The organism is Sandaracinaceae bacterium (genome assembly GCA_020633055.1).
Taxonomy (GTDB): domain Bacteria; phylum Myxococcota_A; class Polyangia; order Polyangiales; family Houyiibacteriaceae; genus JADJJE01.
This window is the reverse complement of record JACKEJ010000010.1, coordinates 83,773-102,808: the sequence shown is the minus strand read 5'-3', so window position 1 is coordinate 102,808 and position 19,036 is coordinate 83,773. Positions and strand designations below refer to the sequence as shown.

Here is a 19,036-nt window from a genome sequence, read left to right as displayed (position 1 = left end):
TTACTTCGTGCGTTTCTTCTTCCCGCCAAAGACCTCGGGGTGGTCCTCGGGGCGGAATGCGGCGAGCTGCTCGGGGGTGACGCCGTGGTTGCGGCGCTCGCTGTCGAGGAAGTCGGCGTAGGTCTGGCCCATGCGGAGTCCGTCGAACTCGGCGGAGGGCTCGTTGTGCCATTGGAGGAGCCAGGGGATGAGCTCCTGGAGCCCGACGAGCATCGGCAGGAGGCGCTCGGTGGTCCAGCCCTCGCGGTCCTTGCGGTCGTTGTAGAGCGCGACGAGCGCCTGGGCGCGCTCTAGGTGGTCCCAGCCGGCCCAGCCGTAGACGGGCTCGCCGTCCTCGTCGGACTCGCAGCCGGGGTAGCTGATGAAGCGCTCCTTGGGCACGTCCAGCTTGCCGCGGAGCGACCAGAAGCGACCGTCGCGGTAGTCCTTCTGGTCGTACTTCGGCGGCACGGGGATAGGCTCGGCGAGCTTCTCGCCGGCGTCCTCGCGGCGCTGGAGGTCCCAGGTGTGCTGCCACTGGGCGTGCTTCTCGAGGCCGGCGGGGGTGAAGCGGAGGGCGGCGAGGTAGGGGATGGTGTCGTCGGCCAGGAGGCCGGCCTGTGAGCGAAGGGCATCCGCGCTTTCGAAGATCATCGCCGCCAGCGCCGTGCTCTTGGCGTCGTCTAGGAGCTGCTGCAACAGCGATGCCTCGCTCGTCACGAGCGGCGATTCGAACATGCCTTCCAGGCGACTTGCGAAGTGAGCGCTGGCAGCGCTTCGCAACGCGGCGTCGTGATCGGTGAGCGTCCAACGACGCTTGCAGTCGAGGCTTTCGATCAATCCGAGGTTGCGTGAGGCGTCGGTGGCGGCCTGTCGGGCTGCCTCGATTGCGGTTGGCTTCCCGGTCGGTGGCTCGTATCCGCTTCGAGTGAACCAGACGGCATCGGGACCCTCGCCACCCGTTGCTTTCCAGACGCTCCGCTCGAAGGGTCTCTGCCCCGGAGCAAGTTCGCCCGCGTGGAGCACTCCCGCTAGCTCTTGCGTCCCGAGTCCGAAGAGCCTGTAGACCATCCAGTCGAGTTCCTCCTGGAGCGCGACCATCTCGAAGAACAGGCGGTTGGAACGGAGTTGCGCATCCTCAATCCGCTGCGCGAGCACCGCCGCATCTGTCGTCTCGATGAGCCGCGCTGGCGAAAGCGCCTGGCGTTCATTCGCTAGCGAATCGAGCTTTCGTGCATAGGGGAGAAGGCCGTCGAGTTCGGGAAGCGGGAGTCCTTTCAAGCCAGTTCCGGCGAACTCGTAGCGATCTTCCCACGACGTCTTCGAGAGTCGCCCACCATCACCCATCTGGTCGCCGCCCTTCGGGTAGAACACCTGCTTCATCCAGAAGCACGCAGTGGAGCTGTTGAGGTAGGCGAGGAGGGCGAGGTGGTCGTCCTCGGTGGCGGTTTCGGGGAGCTTGATGATCGGGGCGGAGCGGTTGAAGACTTTGCCGCCGCGGTCGAGGACGAAGTGGTTGTGGGTGGCGACGAAGGCGAAGGTGATGCTGAGGGGGGTCTTGAGCTTGTCCTTGACTACGGTTCCCATCTCCCGCCAGTCAAGTCCTCGTTGAGACTTGGTCTTTCCAAAGAATATGTAGTTCTCAAGAGTGGAGCGATACGGCCATAGGTACCGCTCAGCGGACGGAATTTCGCGATACTCTCCACTCTCGCCATGCGCGTATACGCATGCGCCACTGGCCAGCGACCAATCACGAATCATCTCGCCGGTAACGAACGGACGCCAGGCCTCCTCAGCAAACCCATTCCTGCGAAACGTGTTGCTCGTTGAAGCCGTCAGAACCTCGTCCGTGCCCGGGACACACATGACTCCAATGGTGTCAATGACGTCCGCAAGTGTCCGGGCGCCACGGTCCTCGATCAGTGACTTGAGGTCCTCGGCGCCGCCACCCGCTAGGCTCCACGGATGTACTCGGAGATCACTGCGTGTGACCTCCGCGATACTGACGTAATCGTTCTCGAACCCGACCTCGCGGTAGTGATCCGCGATGCTGGACCAGACCTCGCCGCGCGCAGGGTCGTCCGGAGTCTTGGGTTCGCCACGCTTGGCGAGCACGGCGAGCACTTCGTCGCCGCACGGCTCCTCGGAGGATCCGAAGAGCAGCACCGTGGGCGTGCCGTGCCCGGGGATGTACGCACCCGAAGTGTTGACGATGAGGTCGAGGTTGACGGTGGGAAGGTAGTCCTCGATGAGTGTCTTTCCGAATTCGCGCTTCATGAACGAATTGGCGGTGATCATTCCCACCCGAGCTCCCGCCCTGCCAAGCTGAAAGAAGCGTTCAGTGAGCGGAACCGCGAGCGTGTATTTCCCGGCAGCGGTTCGATAGCTGGCGCGGTAGCGATCCCTGAGAACCTTGTCCTTCGTCGAGATGTACGGCGGGTTCCCCACCACCGCCGCGAAGCGCCGCCCGAGCACCGCTCGCGCCGCGGCCTCGTCCTCGAGCGCGTAGAGCTTCCCCTCCCAGTCGGCGGCGGACTGTCCGTCCTGGCCGCCGAAGGTGAGCTGCTCGTGCTGGGGGTTGTGGAGCAGCGAGTCGGCGACGACGACGTGGATTGGGAGCGCAGGCGCATCCGCCAGCCGTGCGAAGCCGGCCTTGTCGAGGAACGCGAGCGTGAGCCGGAAGCGGGCGACGGCGACGGCGTAGGGGTTGATGTCGGCGCCGTAGACCTGGTCGAGCGCGCGGCGGGCGGCCTCGCGGGGCGCCAGGCCGGGCTCTTCGCGCAAGCGCGCGTCGTAGACGCGCTCGAAGGCGCCCAACAAGAAGTGACCGCTGCCGCAGGTGGGGTCGATGAGGTCGGTCTGGTCGAGGCCGAACTTCTGGATGGCGGGGTCGAGGGTCTGGTCGAGGATGAAGGACTCCACGAAGTCCGGCGTTTGCAGGAGCGCGAAGCGCTTGCGGACGTTCTCGTTGAGGTCCTGGTAGAGGTCGCCGAGGAAGCGGGTGTCGTCCTGGCCGAAGCGGAGCGCGGGCGCATCCGCGTGGGGGGTGCGGAAGAGCTGGAGCAGGGCCTTGGCGCCCTCGGCGCTGGGGGCGAGCTTCCAGACGGGGTTGTGCTGAGCGTCGAAGAGACCGGCGGCGGCGGGGAGGCGGGAGAGCTCGCGGAAGACAAGGAGGAGGTAGTCCCGCTCGGTGAGCGAGGGGGCCATCTCGAAGAAGGTGCGCTGGCTGTCGGCGGCGCCGGGGCCAGCGAGGCGATGCTGGCCGAGGAGGCCGCGGTCTTCGAGGACGCGGACGAAGACGCAGCTGAGGAGCCAGGCGGCGGCGACCTGCTCGACGAAGGCGTCGCGCCACTGGGGGAAAGCGTCGGCGGTGCGCTCGTCAGCCTTCTCGTGGGCGTGCTGGGCTTTCAGCGCACGGGTGACGGCGGGGGAGTGCTCGATGCGGGCCTCGAGGTCCTTCTCCAATATGGCGAGGACGCCGCGGGCGGAGGTGAGCAGGAGCGCGGCGTCCAGTGGGGCGCGCGGATCGGCCTGCGCAGGGAGGTCCGCGAGGCCCTGCTTCTTCTTGGAGCCGCGCTTGGTCGCGGTCTTGGTCGCGGTCTTGGTCGCGGCTTGGGGCGTCTTCTTCTTGGCGGCCATCAGGCGGCTCCTCGATCCGGGGTGGGGAGGTGGTCCTGGACCCACGCGAAGGGCAGGTGGAGCGCGGCCCCGCGGGCGTTCTCAATGGGGAAAGTGCGGTTGATGTGCGGGACGCCGCGCTCGTCGAATTGGGGGACGAGGAGGAAGGTGGCGCGGGCGTCGCTGGCCTGGCTCGCGGTGACGAGGCGGGTGAGGAAGTCGCCGAGCTCGTAGCGGGCGATGAGCCCGGGGCGGGTCAGCAGCAGCGGGGGCGCGTCTTCCCTCTCCTCGGGCGCGGCTTGGCCTTCGCGCGGGAAGAGGCGGTCGGCGAGGGCGTCGGCGGCGCTGGCCACGAGGCCGCAGAACTCGCCCCAATCGGGGCCGCCCGGGCCCTCGCGGTCGATGTCGTGGACGTCGGCCTCGTCCACCTCGAACTCGCGCATCTTGACGCTGAGCATGCGGAGGAGCTCTGTGTCCAGGGCCGTGGGCGTGACGCCGAGGCGGGCGGCGAGGGCGCGCTCGGCGAGCAGGGCGTGGTTGACGTTCACGCCGACGACGCGGAAGAGACGGCGGTCCACGGCGATGCGGAGCTGCTCGTCGAACTCGCGGCTCTTGCGGGCGTGGGCGTCGACCTTCTTGGCGGGCGTGGGCGCGCGGCGGGGGGCGCTGGGGGGGACGCCGGAGGGGCGAGAGGGCGCGACCGAGGTCGTGCCGATCTGCGTGTGGGAGTGGAGCTCGGTGGAGAGGCTGGTGTGGAGGTGCGCGCTCCGAGTGGTGTAGTGGAGCTGCTCCGGGTCCCAGACGAGGCCGAAGGCGCCGACGAGGGCGTCCAGCGCAGGGCGTGGCGGCAGGGGGGCCGCGTCTGGGAAGCGGGCTCGGACGCGGGCCAGGACGTGCTCGGGGCGGAGGCCGTGGCGGAAGATGCCGGAGGAGTGGACGAGCTCGAGGGCGCGCTCGACGCTCATGCCCCGCGGGTAGATCTCCAGGCGCGAGGAGCAGGCGGCGGCGCCCGAGGCGTCGGCGGCGAGGGCGACGAGGCGCGCCGGGTCGAGGGACGCGAAGGGGCTGCCCTTCGCGGCCTCGGCGAGGTCCTGCTGGACTTGGTCGGGCGACGCGAGGACGCTGCGCGCGGCGAGGCGATCCGCGGCCTTGGCGAGTCGGCGGATGGCGTCGCCGTGCTCCTGGGTGGCGACGACGAAGAGGCGCTCGCCGGGCTTCGCGTCGGACGCCGCGTCGGGGGAGGCGTCTGCTTCGGCGCCGGCGGTGAGGCGCAGCACGCGGATGCTGTCGGTCTCGTCCTTCTCGAGCTCGGCGGCGACGCGGAAGAGCGCGGCGGCCTGGGCGCGCGCGAGGCCCGGGTCCGGCTCGCGGGAGGGGACGAGGGTCTCGCTCGGCGGGAGGGCGGCGATGGCCTCCGCGGCGCGGGCGAGGGAGAGGCCGCCCCCGGCGTCACGGATGATGGTCTCCACCAGGAGCAGGAGGGGATCGAGCGCGTCGAGCTCGGCCCAGGTGTCGCGCGCGCGGCCGACGGCGAGGTAGAGGTTCTGGCGGGAGCAGCCGAAGTGTGTGGCCGCCTCGCTCATGGTGACGTTGAGGCGCCCCGTGAAGGGTGCGGCGAGGCCGTAGAGACCACGGACGTACTCGGCGTACTTGGGGCGCGCGGGCAGCAGGAGGTCGAGCCACTCGGCGGGGGTCTTGCCGCCCGGCGGGGGCGCGAGGGCCTCGCCGGTGTTGGTGAGTGTGTCGTCGGCGCCAGACGTGTCGGTCTGGGAAGTCGCGGCGGTCTGGGCGGCCGTGTGCTTGCTCGTCGTCTTCCCGGACGCCTTCACGAGCGCTTTGCGGAGGGCGTTGGCGTCGGCGCCGTGCTTCTCGGCGAGCGCCTCGATCTGCGCGCGGGGTGCGATGGCCAGGAGGCCGAGGATGGTGATGCCGGCGTCGCGGAGGACGGCCGCGAAGGCGCCGTCCACGACGGGCTCGAGGGTGGGGCGGCTGCCGGACGGGGGCACGAAGCCGGGCACGAAGGCCTCGACGGAGGGCGCGGAGGGCGCGGCGTGCTCGTTCCAGGCGTTGCGGAAAGCTAGGACCTCGCGGGTGACGAGGCGGCCCACGCCGCGGATGGCGGAGAGGCGGTTCTCCGGGAGGGCGAGGAGCTCCTCGGCGCGCGAGTAGCCAGCGCGGTCGAGGGCGTTGCGGGCGCGGGGGCTGAGCGGGAGCGCCTCGATGGGGGTGTCGGGGCGGATGGGGTCGAGGTCGGCGGCGGTGTACGCGCGCTCCGCGTCGACGCCGGTGCCGGAGGGCTGGGCGGCGCCGTCGCTGGGCGTCGCGGGGGTGGGCTCCGTCGAGGGCGCGTCGATGACAGTGGCTTGGGTCGCGGCGGTGGGAGAGGTCGGCGCGGGGGTGGGCTCGCTCGCCCCGGATGGGGCAGGGCTCTCGGCGGCGCTCGGCGCGGTGGCGAGGCTCGGGGCCGGGGCCTCGAAGCTGGCGACCCACGCGTGGCGCATGTCCGCGGCGGTCTGGAAGCGGTCCGTGACCTGGCGCGCGAGGGCGCAGGTGAAGAACTCGACGAGGCGGTCGCGGGCGGCCGGGTCGAAGCGCTCGGCGGCGAGGCGGAGCTGCGCGTCGGGCGCCATGGCGGAGCCCCCGAAGGAGGGGCGCGCGCCGGTGAGCATCTCGTGCAGGGTGACGGCGGCGCTCCAGCGATCCGCGGCGTAGTCCCAGGCGGCGCGATCGGGCAGGAAGGGGTCGCGGTACGCGGACGTGCCGACGTTGAGCTCCGTGGGCGAGGTGGACGCGAGGGAGAAGTCGAAGAGGCGGAGCCGGAGGCGCTGCTTGTTGAGCGAGAGCACGCCGAGGTTGGCGGGCTTGATGTCGCGGTGGACGACGCGGGCTTCTTCTTCGAGGTACTCGAGGGCGTGGAGGAGGTCTTCGCCGAGGCGGGACGCTGTGGTGAGGTCGAGCGTGCCGTTGAGCGAGACGTGCTCTTGGAGGGTGTGCTCGCCCGCGAAGCCGAGCAGGAGGCAGGTGCGGCCGGCGAGGACGCGGCGCTCCTCGAGGTGCACGATGTGGGAGTCGCGGAAGCGCTCGATGGCGTCGGCTTCGGCGTGCAGGCGCTCGTCGTGGACGGCCTCGAGGCTGATCTTGAGGGCGAGGTCCTTGCCGTCGATCTCGGTGGGCTCGGCGTCGCGCGCGAGGCGGACGCGGCGGACCTGGAGGACGCGCGAGGTGGCGCCCTGGCCGAGGAAGCCGAGGACGCGGAGGGCCTCGTCGGGGTGCGCGGGATCGCCGGCGCCGAGGAGCGCGCCCTTCGGGGCGTCGAGCGGATCGACGTCGGCCGGGGCGCTGGCCGCAGCAGCTGCGGCGAAGGGCTCGGTGGGCTCGGTCATGCCCTCGAGGAGCAGCTCGACCCAATCCTCCACGCTGTCCGCGCGCGAGGCCACGGAGAGCTCGGTGGCGAGGGCGATGGCCTCGCAGATGCCAGCGGAGATCTCGCCGCCGGAGACGTCCGCGGGGTTCAGGTTGCCGGCGCGCTGGAGGCGCTGACGGACGTCCACCAGGGTCGTCCCGGGCGGGGCGCCTGTGAAGACGAGGTGGGCGACCGCGCCGAGGCTGTAGGTGTCGGACGCGGGGGAGCGATCGCCGGGGTTCTCGAGGACCTCGGGAGCCTGGTAGACGGCGCTGGTGTCCAGCGCGAACGCCGTGAGGTGGCTCGTGGGATCCGCGGCGCCACCGACGCCGAGCTGGAAGTTGTAGAGGCGAGTCTCGATCGCGCCGCGGGGCTCTCCGTCGGGCGAGACGTCGGCGCGGCGGACGAGGATGGCGGAGGGCGAGACCGCGCCGTGGACGACGCTCCGGCGGTGGCAATGCGCGAGCGCGCGGCCGACCTGCTCGATGATCTCGTAGCGTTCGTGGAGCTCGAGGTTCGGCGTGTTCTTGAGGAACTCGTCGAGCGGGACGCCGCGGTCGAAGGGGTCGAAGAGGACGGTGGGGCCGAGGGGGGCGGCCTCGCCCGTCACGTAGTCGTTCATCCGCAGGACGTTGGGATGATCGCGGACGTCCCAGAGCAGATGCGACTCGCGCTCTGCCGCGCGGAGGAGCTGCTGGCGGCGCGCGACGCTCGTCTGATCCGGCACGAGGTACGTGCGCGCGATGGCGCGCATGTGCGGGTTCGTCCGGTGGACCGCGACGCGGTCCTGGTAGCCGGGGCCGTCGGCGAGCAGCTCCTGGGTCTCGTACGAGCCGACGTAGCGCTTGGCCTTGCGGGGGCGGAAGCCCAGCTCCTCGCAGGCGCGCACGATCTCCAGCATGTCCGGCCGGTTGATGCGCTGGCCGCGCCAGTTCTCCGGGGCGCCGGGGAAGCGGTGGTGCACGATGGCGTCGCGGAAGGTGCCGCGCGTCACCACGTGCGTGCGCGCGTCTCCCGTGAGCTTCAGCTCCAGGTCCGGCGCGCTCATGAAGACCAGGGCTTCCACCCAGGGCACTCGCGCGCGGCGGCCCACGAGCCGCTCGAGGCGCGAGCGGATCACCTTGGCCTTGTGGTTCGCGCCCGGGAAGGGCGGCGTCAGGCAGATGACCCGATCCGAGTCGGGCGGTCGCCAGCGCCAATCCACGATGTCGCCGTCGATTTGGCCCGGGTGGCTCTTCGCCTCTACCAGGTAGATCGCCGAGTGCCCGATGACGAGCATGTCGATCTCGTGCGTCCGGCCCGTGGAGCGCTCGTAGAGCTCCACCAGACCCCACAGGTGGTAGGGGTCCTGATCCGGGAGCTGCTCCCGCGCGAACTTGATCGCCTCGCGTTCGTGCGCGTGGGGCGTCTCGCCGATGAGATGGAAGCGGTCGTTGCCGAGCGCCATCGTTCAGGCCTCGGTCAGCGCGCGGGCGGTGGCGAGGTCCTCGGGCGCAGCGTCAGTGGAGGCGACGAGCCGATGGGCGCGCTTCAGCGGGGTCTTGTCGGTCGCGAGGCGGAGCGCCGTCCCGCGAGGCGCGTTGAGCAGCGCGCTCGCCAGCGCCGCGACTTGCCGATGCGCCGGCGGCGTGGCGACCACCACCACTTGCTCTCCGAAGTCGAGATCCGAGCCCGCGGCGAACGCGCGAACCGTCGCCGCCACCGCGCTCGGGCCGACCACCAGGAGACGATGCGCCGGATCCACTGGCCCCGTGAAGTGCTCCGCGTGGACCGCGTCCACGGCCGGCCTCAGCCGCCACGCCGAGGCCGCCGCTGCGAGCGACCGCTCCGCGCTGGACTCCACCGCGGCGTCTGTGGGTGTTCGCCAGAGCTCGTTCGCGTCCACTGCGTCCAGCGACTCCCACTCCGGACCGAACGCCTCGTCCTCTGCCACGCCGTCCAGCGCGAACACCGTCCGAGCGCCGAACGCCCCCGGCCACTGCGCGTCCGCGTCGCGGATGAGCAGGTCCAGCCGCTCCGCCGTCGTCAGATCACCCGCGAGGCGCGCCCAGCGAGCGTCCGCGTCCGCTCCGAAGCGCCGTCCCGTGGGGCGACGAGCTTCGACATGACGCAATCCGGCCAGAGCCGCTTGATAGTAGGCGTGGGTGTTCATGAGCCTCCCGGGGGAGCAGAGAATACCAGACGAGGGTGGGGTGAAGGCAGGAATCGTGAGTTCGTTCACGCTACCAGGCCCCGAGAGGCCATCCGGCGGTGTGATTGTGACCGACTGAAAGCATGAGCAGTGACGGGGTCGACGAACTACCCGTTGTCGGTTCACACCACCTCGTTGACCAATCCCATCACGAGGTCGTCGATCTCGCCCTCGAGAGCACCGAGCACCTTCAGGGACGCGTCGAGCTCCGCCCGCTTCTGCGTGGCCTGCTCTCGCCCCTCGCGAAGCTCTTCCAGGATGCATTCCACCTGCTCGCGGATCTTCTGAACCTCCACAGCCATTCCAGCCTCGATTCCATCGCGCAGCGCTCCTGTCTGCTCGTAGACATCGTCAGCGATTGCTCTCGAACGCTCGTCCGCCTTCTCGCGCATGTCGCCGGCGAGCTGCTCGGCGATCTTGCTCTTTACCTTGTCGGTGATCTGACCTCCCTTGAGCACTCCCTGCAGCACGCCGCCTGCCACCAGGACGGGAATCATCGTGATGGGGTTCGTGAGCCCCAAGGCGAACATCCCGGCGATCAGCGCAATCTGCGGGCCAAGGCTCTTCATCATTTCTTTGAAGCCGAGGGTCCCGCCGACCAATCCCGCCCCTACGCCCGCGATCAAAAATCCGCCGGCAGCAGCCAACACTCGCTCCATCGGCGAGACGTCAGGCGACTCTTCCAGACCCTTCGAGGTTCCACTCAACCTCTCCGACAGGCTACTCAGGTCGCTGAGAAGAACGCCAATGTCCGCCGACAATGAGTCGTTCATGTGCTGCAATCGGTCTTCCACGATCGGCTTGAGCTCAGTCTCCTGCCAAGTCTTGAAATCCTCTTCTATCTGGCTCTGTAGACCAGCGAGAACCTCCGCTGTCATCTCTTCTAGTTTCGCTTTGGGACTGAGCGTCATCACCGAGAATGAAGTCTCTAGTTCGAGCTCCTCGGCCCATCGAGGAATCTTGTCGGCCAGCGCTCTGAAGTAGGCCGAGGCCACTCGCTCGACTTCCTTGCGTAGCCGGTCCCTGACCTGGTCGGCCTTTCCGACAATCTGCTGGCGACGACGATCGGCCGCCTCGAATGCCGGCCTCTCCTTCTCGTAGCGAGACCTGAGTTCCTGCTCGCTCGTGTCGAGCATGCCGCGGCGTTCTGGGATGACCTCTGCGCGAGCTTCCCGGACGCCCTTCAGGATCTCCTGCGCAGGCGCCAACAGCTTGAGCGACCCGCGATTCTTCGTGAGGAAGCGAGCCAATCCAGCCTCCAGAGGATCGATGCCCGAGCGCTCCACCCGTGCATCGTCACCGTTGAGGCGACCATCGAGGGCGTCGAGGGCCGACAGAAAATAGACGCCATCGGACCCCATCGCCGTGAGCGGAGTCAGCACCTTTTTGCCGTAGGAAACGAGTCGGTCACGCTCGCGCGGTCGGATCTCGTCGAAGCGATTCGCGATGAAGAAGATGTGCTCGTGCCCTGCCCCCCGGATGCTCCTCTGAATCTCCTTCAACTCGGACTGGCTGGCGAGGGCCTGACACGACATCACGAACAACACCGCGTCCACCTGGTTCATGTAGTCCAGGGTGACCTTCGTCCGCGTCCCGTGTTCGTTCAACCCCGGGGAATCGATGATCTCGACTCCGTTCTGGCAAAGCTGAATCGGCCAGTAGATCTCGGCTTTCTCGTAGGGCGACTCGGCGACCGCCTGGGCCTGGTCGTTGGCGTCCTCCGGGATGACCACATACTCTTCGAGCTCGTCGATTTCGACTTCCATCGGACCGACCGTTCCATCGGCGAAGCTCGCGATATGCTCCCGCGCACGTTCAGGGAGCGGAGGCAGGTGCCCGGGAAGCGGGTTTCGAAAATGCAAGACAGCACGCTTCTCCGGGCCCCACTTGACCTCATTGATGACGGCGGTGCACGGTGTCGCGAACGCTGGAAGCACCTCCTCCGTGAGGAGCGCATTGATGAACGTGCTCTTCCCGCGCTTGAACTCGCCGACCACAATTACCTTGAAGCGGTCAGACTCCAGTCTGCCCTGCACAGCTGACGCAATGTCCGCCCATGCCGACATATCGAGTGCCTTGAACTGCTGCTCGGCCTTGGCCACGATCTTTCCGAGCGCTTGCATGCGCGCGCGATAGACCTCGTATGTGCGTGAAAAATCGGACATCGTCCTATCCCTCCATCACCTTGATCAATTGGGCCTTCAGGGACTGGAGCTCTGCCGTTCTCGCCTCCAGTTTGGCCAGAAGCTCCTGATTGTCGTCGACGGTGCTCGCCCTCGAAATCGCCTGCTCTCGGGACGAACGCCAGAGCTGCTCCTGCTTCTTCGTCTCCGCCATGATTTCGCGATAGATGCCCGCGATGCGGACCTTGGTGGCGTCTCCCACCTCTTTGAGAGCTGTCGTCAACACGGTCTCGAGCTCTTTGCAAAGGCGCTCGCGTTGGTCCTCGACCTTGCGCTTCGTGAACGACTCCGACAGCAGGCCGGCAATCCCACCAACCAGAATCGCGGCGGGTGGGAAGCTGAACAGCGCCGCGGCCACGACACCTACCAACAGAGAGCCGATGCGGCCCGCCTTCTGCGCCGTCCCCATGTTGAAGCCCGCGTCCACCAGATCCGGAGCCTCGGCCGGTGCCTCCACGACCGCACCCGGTCTCTCCAGGCCCAGCTGACGATCGAACTGCTCGCGCACTGAAGTGCGGAGCCAATTTGCGTCGGTCGCGATGCGTTGCTGAAGCTGCTTCTCCAGATGGCTCAGGTGCTGGGTCACGGCTCGGTTGAACCGATACGGCAGGTCTTTCTCCCACCACGTCCCAGGTGCGGGATGACGACTCAGCTCGTAGCCAAGCTCGTCGGAGATCCGGCCGTGCTGACCCCGGAGCTCTTGGTCGACCCAATCCGAGACGGCGAACTCTCTGCGGCCGAACTCGAGCTCCAGGTCGCCCCATCCGAGCTGCGCGCGCGAAAGGGCGCTCGCCGCCGCCGCCGCTGCATCACGCTCGCCCGCGAGGTAGCTTCGTACAATGTCGCACTCGGCCGCGAGAGCTTCGCCAGCACCATCGAGGACAGACAGAAGCTGTTCCCCCACCTGCACGATGCGACTGTCGACCTCCGAAGCGTCTTTGGCCCACGCCGTCAACCGACGCCGAATGGCGTCGGGGCCTGCGACCATATCGGTGACCGTGGAGGGGAGCACATGGGCACCATGGGCAGACCACACCTCGGCACCGGGTGCGAGCTCCGCGACCTGCTCCCGAACATGAGCCAGCACTCGTGCTCGATCCGCCTGCGACACCTGATCCAGACGCGTGACGACCACCGCGACCTTTGGAACCGCACGCGTAAGCACGTTCTGCTCGACGAACATGCGCTCCGTCAGGCTCATCGCCATGGTAGCGCTGACGGCAACGAGCGTTGCGTCACTGCTCGCGATGGCCGCGGTCGCGAGCTCGGCGCGGGTACCGCTGAGATCGCCAGCACCAGGGGTGTCGACCAGCTGGATGCCACTCGCCTTCAGCCAGGAGTTCGGCAGTTCGAGGTGAAGCATCCCCTCAGGATCCACGCCATCATCGTCCGCGACTAGCGCATCGAGGTCCTCTCGAGAGAGCGTCTCGCGACGGCGCTCGCGGTCGACCCGAACGAAGCGCTCCTCGGGGCCGTCCGAGATCCGCACCACCATCGCGGTCGTGGGTAGGTCTCCTACCGGCAGGAGTTCATCTGCGAGCAGGCTGTTTACGAAGGTGCTCTTTCCTCGCGAGAACTCCCCAGCGACGACCACTGTGAATTGCGGCGCGTTCATCCACGCACGAATCCTGTGCCATTCGCGCTGGAGTTCCCCATAGCCACACGCTTCGAGCAAGGCACGCGAGCTGGAGAGCGCCCCGAGCAGCTCACGCACCGGCGGGGGCCGGCGGGGTGGTGATGCTGCGTTGGTGCCCTCCTCGGCGACCTGCGACTCGGGTTCAGAAGCTCGCTGCGTACCATCGGGGGTACTCCGACTCGCGAGAGCGCGCAGGATCGGAGCGTAGCAAGTCAGCAGTTCGGCCGAGACGCTGGGCATCTGATCGCCGCTGCCCAATGCGCGCTCCGCGGCATGGCATATCTCGGGCGTACATCGGTCCGCTACGGACAGAGACGGCATGTCCCCTGCGAGAAAGGGCCCTCCCAGCTCGAGCATGGCGAGCGGTCTGCCCGATGGCCACGACCACGCAACGTACCCCCACGGGGTCATTCGACCGGGGGACTGACTCCGGGTTGCCAGCAACGCGTGCACCACCAGAGTGGCGCCCCATCGAGCTCCTGGCTCGGCGCGCTCGAAGAGCGGTGTGAGCACCTCGCTCTCCAACGTCACCCACTCCGCGAGTACGGGTGATGCGTGCACGCGCCGGACGAGGTCCCACAGCGTCTTGGGCTTCGAATGGTCGACGGGGTGAGCGCGATCGAACGCGGCAATCGCTTCCTGTAGTTGTTCTTGGTCAGTCAAGGCGTCACCTCACCCCTTGCACCTGGTGATCACGGCGAAGTTGCCGAAGTCGTCCCACGCGTTCTTGAAGTCCATCATTGCGACTCGACGGCCAGCACCGTCCGGAACGCCCGAGTCGTTCATGATGACGGACAGCTGGCCGTCTTCGGACATCTCGAACCCCGTGATGCACACCGCGTGACCTGCATCGGGGAGCTCTGCGACTTCGCCCGCAGCCCCATGGTCCGGAAACCAGATCTCGTTCGCGTCCAGACCGACGATGACCTTCTCGCCGATCTGCAGCGCCCGGTAGAGATCACCCACCTTTGCACCAACCAGTCGGTCGACAGGCACGTGGTGCGCCTCGAGAAGATCACCGACCGCTGTCGGGGGAGTCCCACACACGGGGTCGAAGGAGCCCATTTGGGTGGCCTCCCAAGCCAGCTGTTGCTCCGAGAAGTGCTCACCCGTGAGCGACGCGAGGACCGAGCCCTGGCTCACGACGGCACAGGAACTCTCCCCTTCTTGATGATGCCAGTACGCAGCATCCAAATCCGGGGTGCCGACCAGGACGACGCCGTCAGGTTCCGCCTCCCACGCCAACGGGTCGGACGCCGTCATGGCGTCGACCGCAAGTGCAGCCGACTCGCCTGTCGCGTCGTTCAACGCGTCCTGGTCGAGAGAGTCCATCCAGGCATCGTGGGAAGGATCGCCCTCGTAGCGGAGCACGTCGGTGTGGTGAGACAAGCCCTCGTCATGCCATGGGTCGGACGTCAATTCCGTCCCCTCCAGGGAATGGTCCGCACGGGTCTCGTCACTTTCGGCCCAAGGGTCGCCGCCCACGACGGGCTCCACGTCGACCGCGTCATGCTGGCCCGCATCCCCCCAGATCCCGGAAAGGTCGTCGACGGCACCGACAGCGTGTTCGAGGCCGCCCACACCAGGCACCACACCATCAAGTACCCCTTCGATGTCCCCCGTATGGTGATGCAGCAACGAGGTCAAGAGTTCGAAGCTCACTGGCATCTCACTGCACCTTCCCGGGAAAGACTACCCCGACCAGCCTGCCGCAACACAGCACGCCCTCGTTCCAGCGTTGCGCGACGCGTCTCAATATCCCGAAGATCGCGACGAATCATCTCACGCTTGGCCTCGAGCCGCTGGGCCTCCTGCCGGTCTCGTTCGATCATCTGGGCGACCAGTTGACCGTAGTGAGCGAAGTAGCGATCGATCGTCGCTGCGAGGCCCAGCTGTCGCTCGAAGACGGCCTGATCGAAGGCGCGAGATACGTTCGTATGGGTCTGCGAAAACGCCGCGTCGATGGTCTCGCGCAGTTGGCTGAAGCACTTCTGCTTCAGCTCGGGGAGCGATGGGCCGAAGAGCGCACCGGCGAACCACCCCAGGGCACCGCCAATCACGGTACCGATGCCGGGCATGAGCATGGTGCCGATCGCTGCACCGGCCCCCGCACCCCCGAAGGTACGAAGAGCTGCGCTCTCCTGTTCGGCCGCAATGCCAGCGGCTACGGCCGCGAGACCGTGATGTGCGTTCCCAGCGAGGGACCGACTCGAGAGCGTCTCGGTGTAATCGATGGCCCCGCCCAACGTCGAGAGCTGGCGATACAGGGCCTGGAATTCAGCCTCGAATGCCGCGAGCTCCGCGGCGACGAGACCACCCAACTCGTCGAGACGAGCAGCAACCTGCTCTCCCAGCCACCCCTTCACGAAGGTAATCCGCGGTGCAATGGTCTCGTCCACCACGCCCTTCAGCCCGGCTTTGCTCTCGACAGCCATCACCGCGGCTTCAACCTCGCGCAGCAACCCATTCCTCGTCTCACGAATCTGGGACAGTGTCAGTTCGCGCAGGGGCGCGCTCGACTGTGCGAGATGCTGGCGATGATAGGCCCGCCGCGCAGCCGTGAAGCCGGCCAGGTCGGGAATCTGACTTCGGAGCAAGGCCTCGTGGCGCCGTCGGTACTCATTCTCCTGAACGTCTAGCGCCTGCGGAATCCAGGCGAGCAGCTGAGACATCAGCACCGTCAGCCGCTCCATGAGGATGACCTCCCGCTGCTCCCCTAACGTTTGCCAAATCTCCGCTTCGACCACCGCGAACTCTCGACGGAACGCCTCGGCCGCCTGCGGGTTCTCCTCCTCCTCCGCTGTCACCTGATCTACAACCGTCCGGGGCGCCACCGCCAACACGGACAGATTCGATACGCCAAGCGCAGCCTCCAAACGCTTGGGAATCGTTCGCAACAGTCGCTCGCGTTCCGTCGGCCGCCGGATGAGATCGAGTTTCGTCACGAGGAAGACGCAGCGGTGAACCGAATCCGAAAGATGTTGGCCAATGAACGCCAGTAGCGACTGAGAGACCGGAACGTCTGCCGGGATCACGACGATGGCAGCGTCGCACTGTTCCCGAACGGCCCGAGTCGTGACTTCGGCGTGCCGAGGGTTGGCGGCGTTGATGCCTGGAGTGTCGATGATGACGAGTCCCCTCCGGAAGGCGTCCGAGGGATGGAAGATCGTCACGCCAGCGAGCGTCGCGGCGACGGCTTCCTCCGCCGTGGTGCGATGAATGAAATCACGAAGACGGCTCTTTTCCGTTCCGAAGCTGGGTCTCTTGAACCATGCGGTGAAGCGGTTCCAAAGCGTGATGCCGTCACGCCGGTACGATCTCTGCTCGCCGTCCTGAAAGGTCACCTCGACATCGAGCTGGTCCCCGTATCGCATCCAGGTCGCAGTCGCGGTGGTCGCCTGCAACACGTCGGTCTTGAGAAGGTCGTCCCGCATGAGCGCGTTGATGAACGTTGTCTTCCCACTCGAGAACTCTCCGACCACGCCCAGGTACAGGTCCTTGTCTGCCTGTCGAGCGCGAATGGCTTCTAGCGCGCCCCGGATGTGATCCACGGCAGGCTGGGGCCACTCATAGCGAGCGGCGAACTTCTGGATGAACGTTAGGTGGTCGCCAATGTCTGCGGCGGCTAGAAGGCGACGCTTCGCATCAGCGAGTGCCTCTTCAGCAGGTAGCATCACGCTGCCGCTCGCTGCGGGCGGTAGACACTACGCGCCCCTTTGGTGATGAAAGCCCATCCGTCGTATAGGACCACTTTCTCACGTTGCGGTCACTATGGAATTTGCTTGTCACATGGATCGCTGCGGTCAGCGCATCTATGACGAGGCGCTCGGGTACACCTGCGGCCGCCGCTGCCCACCATCGCCGGCGCTCTCTCCGTGGCCACCAGAACCGGAGCCTACGCCAGGCCGCTCATCCGGTACGCGCATCTTTCCCAATGGGTCGCCGTAGACATGCTGATCGCGCGTGGGGGTCGCATGCGGGTGCGCGTTCGCGATCGTCCGCCCCTACGCGCTCGCGTTGCGCATCGTCGTCCGGGGCCCTCCTTTTTTGCGGGCCGTCCCAGACGCCCCAACTGGTTAAACGCAATACGCCTGACCGTGAAGCCAGGCGTATCGGACCAATAGTTGGTGGTGGTTGCGGGGGCCGGATTTGAACCGACGACCTTCGGGTTATGAGCCCGACGAGCTACCAAACTGCTCCACCCCGCGGCAGAGAGCGGCACTATACTCGCGTCCTTGGGGCTGTCAACGTCGTCTCGAAACATTTTCGCGCGGGGCGCTCTCGAGGGCTCTCGTTCAGGGCTGCGTGAATTCTCCATGATGATGCCTGCGCACATTCTCAGTGCGCGCTCGAAGTGATAGAAGGGGGCGAGCCTCTTCGTAATGCAGACCGATCCTTCCTTACCCAAGACGCCTTCCCGGGTGTCGGCCAGCGACGACAGCGCCTTCTCTCAGGAGGAGCCGCCGTTCTCGATCCCGCCGGATCTCAGCCTCGACGAGTGGCTCGGCGTCATCATCGACGACCGCTACCGCATCGAGTCCATCATCGGCGTGGGCGGCATGGCGGCTGTGTTCGCGGCCGAGCACGTGCGTCTGGGGCACCAGGTGGCGCTCAAGGTGCTGCTCCCGGCCTACCGCGAGCACGAGGAGATTCGCGCCCGCTTCGCGCGTGAGGCGCTGGCCATGGCCCGCCTGGATCATCCGCACATCGCCACCGCCATCGACTACGGCGAGCTGGAAGACGGCGGGCGCTTCATGGTCATGCCGCTGGTGCCGGGCGAGAGCCTGCGTGACGAGCTGCATCGCCGCGGGGCCATCCCGTGGGCCGAGGCCTGCGCCATCGCCGCCCAGGTGGCCGACGCGCTCGCGGCCGCCCACGAGGCCGAGGTGGTGCACCGCGATCTCAAGCCCGACAACGTCATGTGCGCGCGCCGCATCGATGGCGCCATTCGCGCCACCGTGCTGGACTTCGGCATCGCCCGGGTGCGCAGCCTGGACGCCGACGATCCGGGCCGCATGAGCCGCCTGCGCACGCTCACCACGGTGGGCCACGTGATGGGCACGCCGGGCTACATGGCGCCCGAGCAGGCCACCGGGCAGCCCGTGGACGAGCGCACGGACCTCTACGCGCTGGGCCTGATGCTGTACGAGATGGTCACGGGCAAGCAGCGCTACCCCAGCGACCAGGTCAGCGGGGTGAGCGAGATCCTCACGCTGCAGCTCACCGAGAAGGCGCCCCGCCTGCGCATGTCGGACGAGTGGGCGCACCTGCCCGAAGAGCTGGACGAGCTCATCTGCAGCCTGCTCGAGACCAAGCCGGCCGACCGTCCGGCCACGGCCGCCGAGGTGCGCGACGCGTTGCTGGTGCTGGCCTACGGCCACTCGGCGCACGGCAAGGACCCAGCCCTCAACGACACGGGCGCGCGCAAGGCTCGGGCCAAGCGCGCCGAGCAGACCACCAGCTCGGCGCTCACGCCCCCGCGCAAGGCACGGCGCGTGCTGTTCTGGATCCTGGGCGTGCTCACGGGTGTGGCGCTCACGGTGGGCGGGCTGGTGTACGCCGGGCTCCTGGCCATGCCCATCGACGAGGACTTCAACCTCATCCTGCGCGCCACGGGGCAGGGCACCACGGTGCCCGAGGTGCTCGAGGCCGACGTGGCCATCATGAACGAGAGCGCCGAGACGGGTGACCGCCGTGACGCTGCCCGCCGCGTGCTGGCCTACGAGCCCTCCACGGAGCTGCCCGCCTGGCTGGAGGCCGCGGCACAGCTCGAGGCGGCGCGCAGCTGTGAGGCCCGCCGCGTGGCCCTGGACCGTATCCGCGAGCTGGGCGACCGGCGCGCCCGCCCGGCGGTGGACCACCTGGACACGCAGCCGCGCCGTGGCTGCGGTCGCAACGGCCGCACCGACTGCTACGGGTGCATCCGCGACAGCCTGTCCGACACGCTGGACGTGCTGAACGCGCCCACCCCGCCCCCCGCCGCAGCCACCCCGCCGCGCTAGCGGTCCGCGCTCTCGTCGCGCTCC

General features: G+C 67.7%; 8 protein-coding genes and 1 tRNA gene. 1 reads left to right on the top strand and 8 read right to left on the bottom strand.

Features of this window, described 5'->3' with window-relative positions:
• From pglX to H6726_22880, 8 genes are all read right to left on the bottom strand, one after another.
• Entirely contained in the window at nucleotides 1–3,618 is a 3,618-nt protein-coding gene (gene pglX / locus H6726_22915) for a BREX-2 system adenine-specific DNA-methyltransferase PglX (protein MCB9660514.1), read from the bottom strand.
• Nucleotides 3,618–8,447, bottom strand: coding sequence for a protein kinase (locus H6726_22910; protein ID MCB9660513.1), 4,830 nt, complete (start codon nucleotides 8,445–8,447; stop codon nucleotides 3,618–3,620). The genes pglX and H6726_22910 overlap by 1 nt, the downstream gene beginning before the upstream one ends.
• Before the next feature lie 3 nt (nucleotides 8,448–8,450).
• On the bottom strand, nucleotides 8,451–9,152 hold the full coding sequence (locus H6726_22905) for a hypothetical protein (protein MCB9660512.1): 702 nt from the start codon (nucleotides 9,150–9,152) through the stop codon (nucleotides 8,451–8,453).
• A gap of 161 nt (nucleotides 9,153–9,313) precedes the next feature.
• A complete protein-coding gene (locus tag H6726_22900; protein MCB9660511.1) occupies nucleotides 9,314–11,356 on the bottom strand; it encodes a dynamin family protein in 2,043 nt (680 codons plus the stop codon).
• 4 nt (nucleotides 11,357–11,360) lie between these two features.
• Nucleotides 11,361–13,673 (bottom strand): dynamin family protein, encoded by a 2,313-nt coding sequence (locus H6726_22895; protein MCB9660510.1) that lies wholly within the window; start codon nucleotides 13,671–13,673, stop codon nucleotides 11,361–11,363.
• A 9-nt stretch (nucleotides 13,674–13,682) separates the two neighbouring features.
• Nucleotides 13,683–14,672 carry a hypothetical protein gene (locus H6726_22890; protein ID MCB9660509.1) on the bottom strand — a complete coding sequence of 330 codons (990 nt, stop codon included), beginning with the start codon at nucleotides 14,670–14,672 and terminating at the stop codon, nucleotides 13,683–13,685.
• Nucleotides 14,669–16,687, bottom strand: coding sequence for a dynamin family protein (locus H6726_22885; protein MCB9660508.1), 2,019 nt, complete (start codon nucleotides 16,685–16,687; stop codon nucleotides 14,669–14,671). Before H6726_22885 ends, H6726_22890 begins: the two co-directional genes overlap by 4 nt.
• A 454-nt stretch (nucleotides 16,688–17,141) precedes the next feature.
• Nucleotides 17,142–17,218 (bottom strand) — tRNA-Met (locus tag H6726_22880).
• 174 nt (nucleotides 17,219–17,392) lie between these two features.
• Between H6726_22880 and H6726_22875 the strand changes: the two genes are divergently transcribed.
• Complete coding sequence (locus H6726_22875; GenBank protein ID MCB9660507.1) at nucleotides 17,393–19,012, top strand: serine/threonine protein kinase; 1,620 nt, start codon at nucleotides 17,393–17,395, stop codon at nucleotides 19,010–19,012.
• Nucleotides 19,013–19,036: the final 24 nt, after the last annotated feature.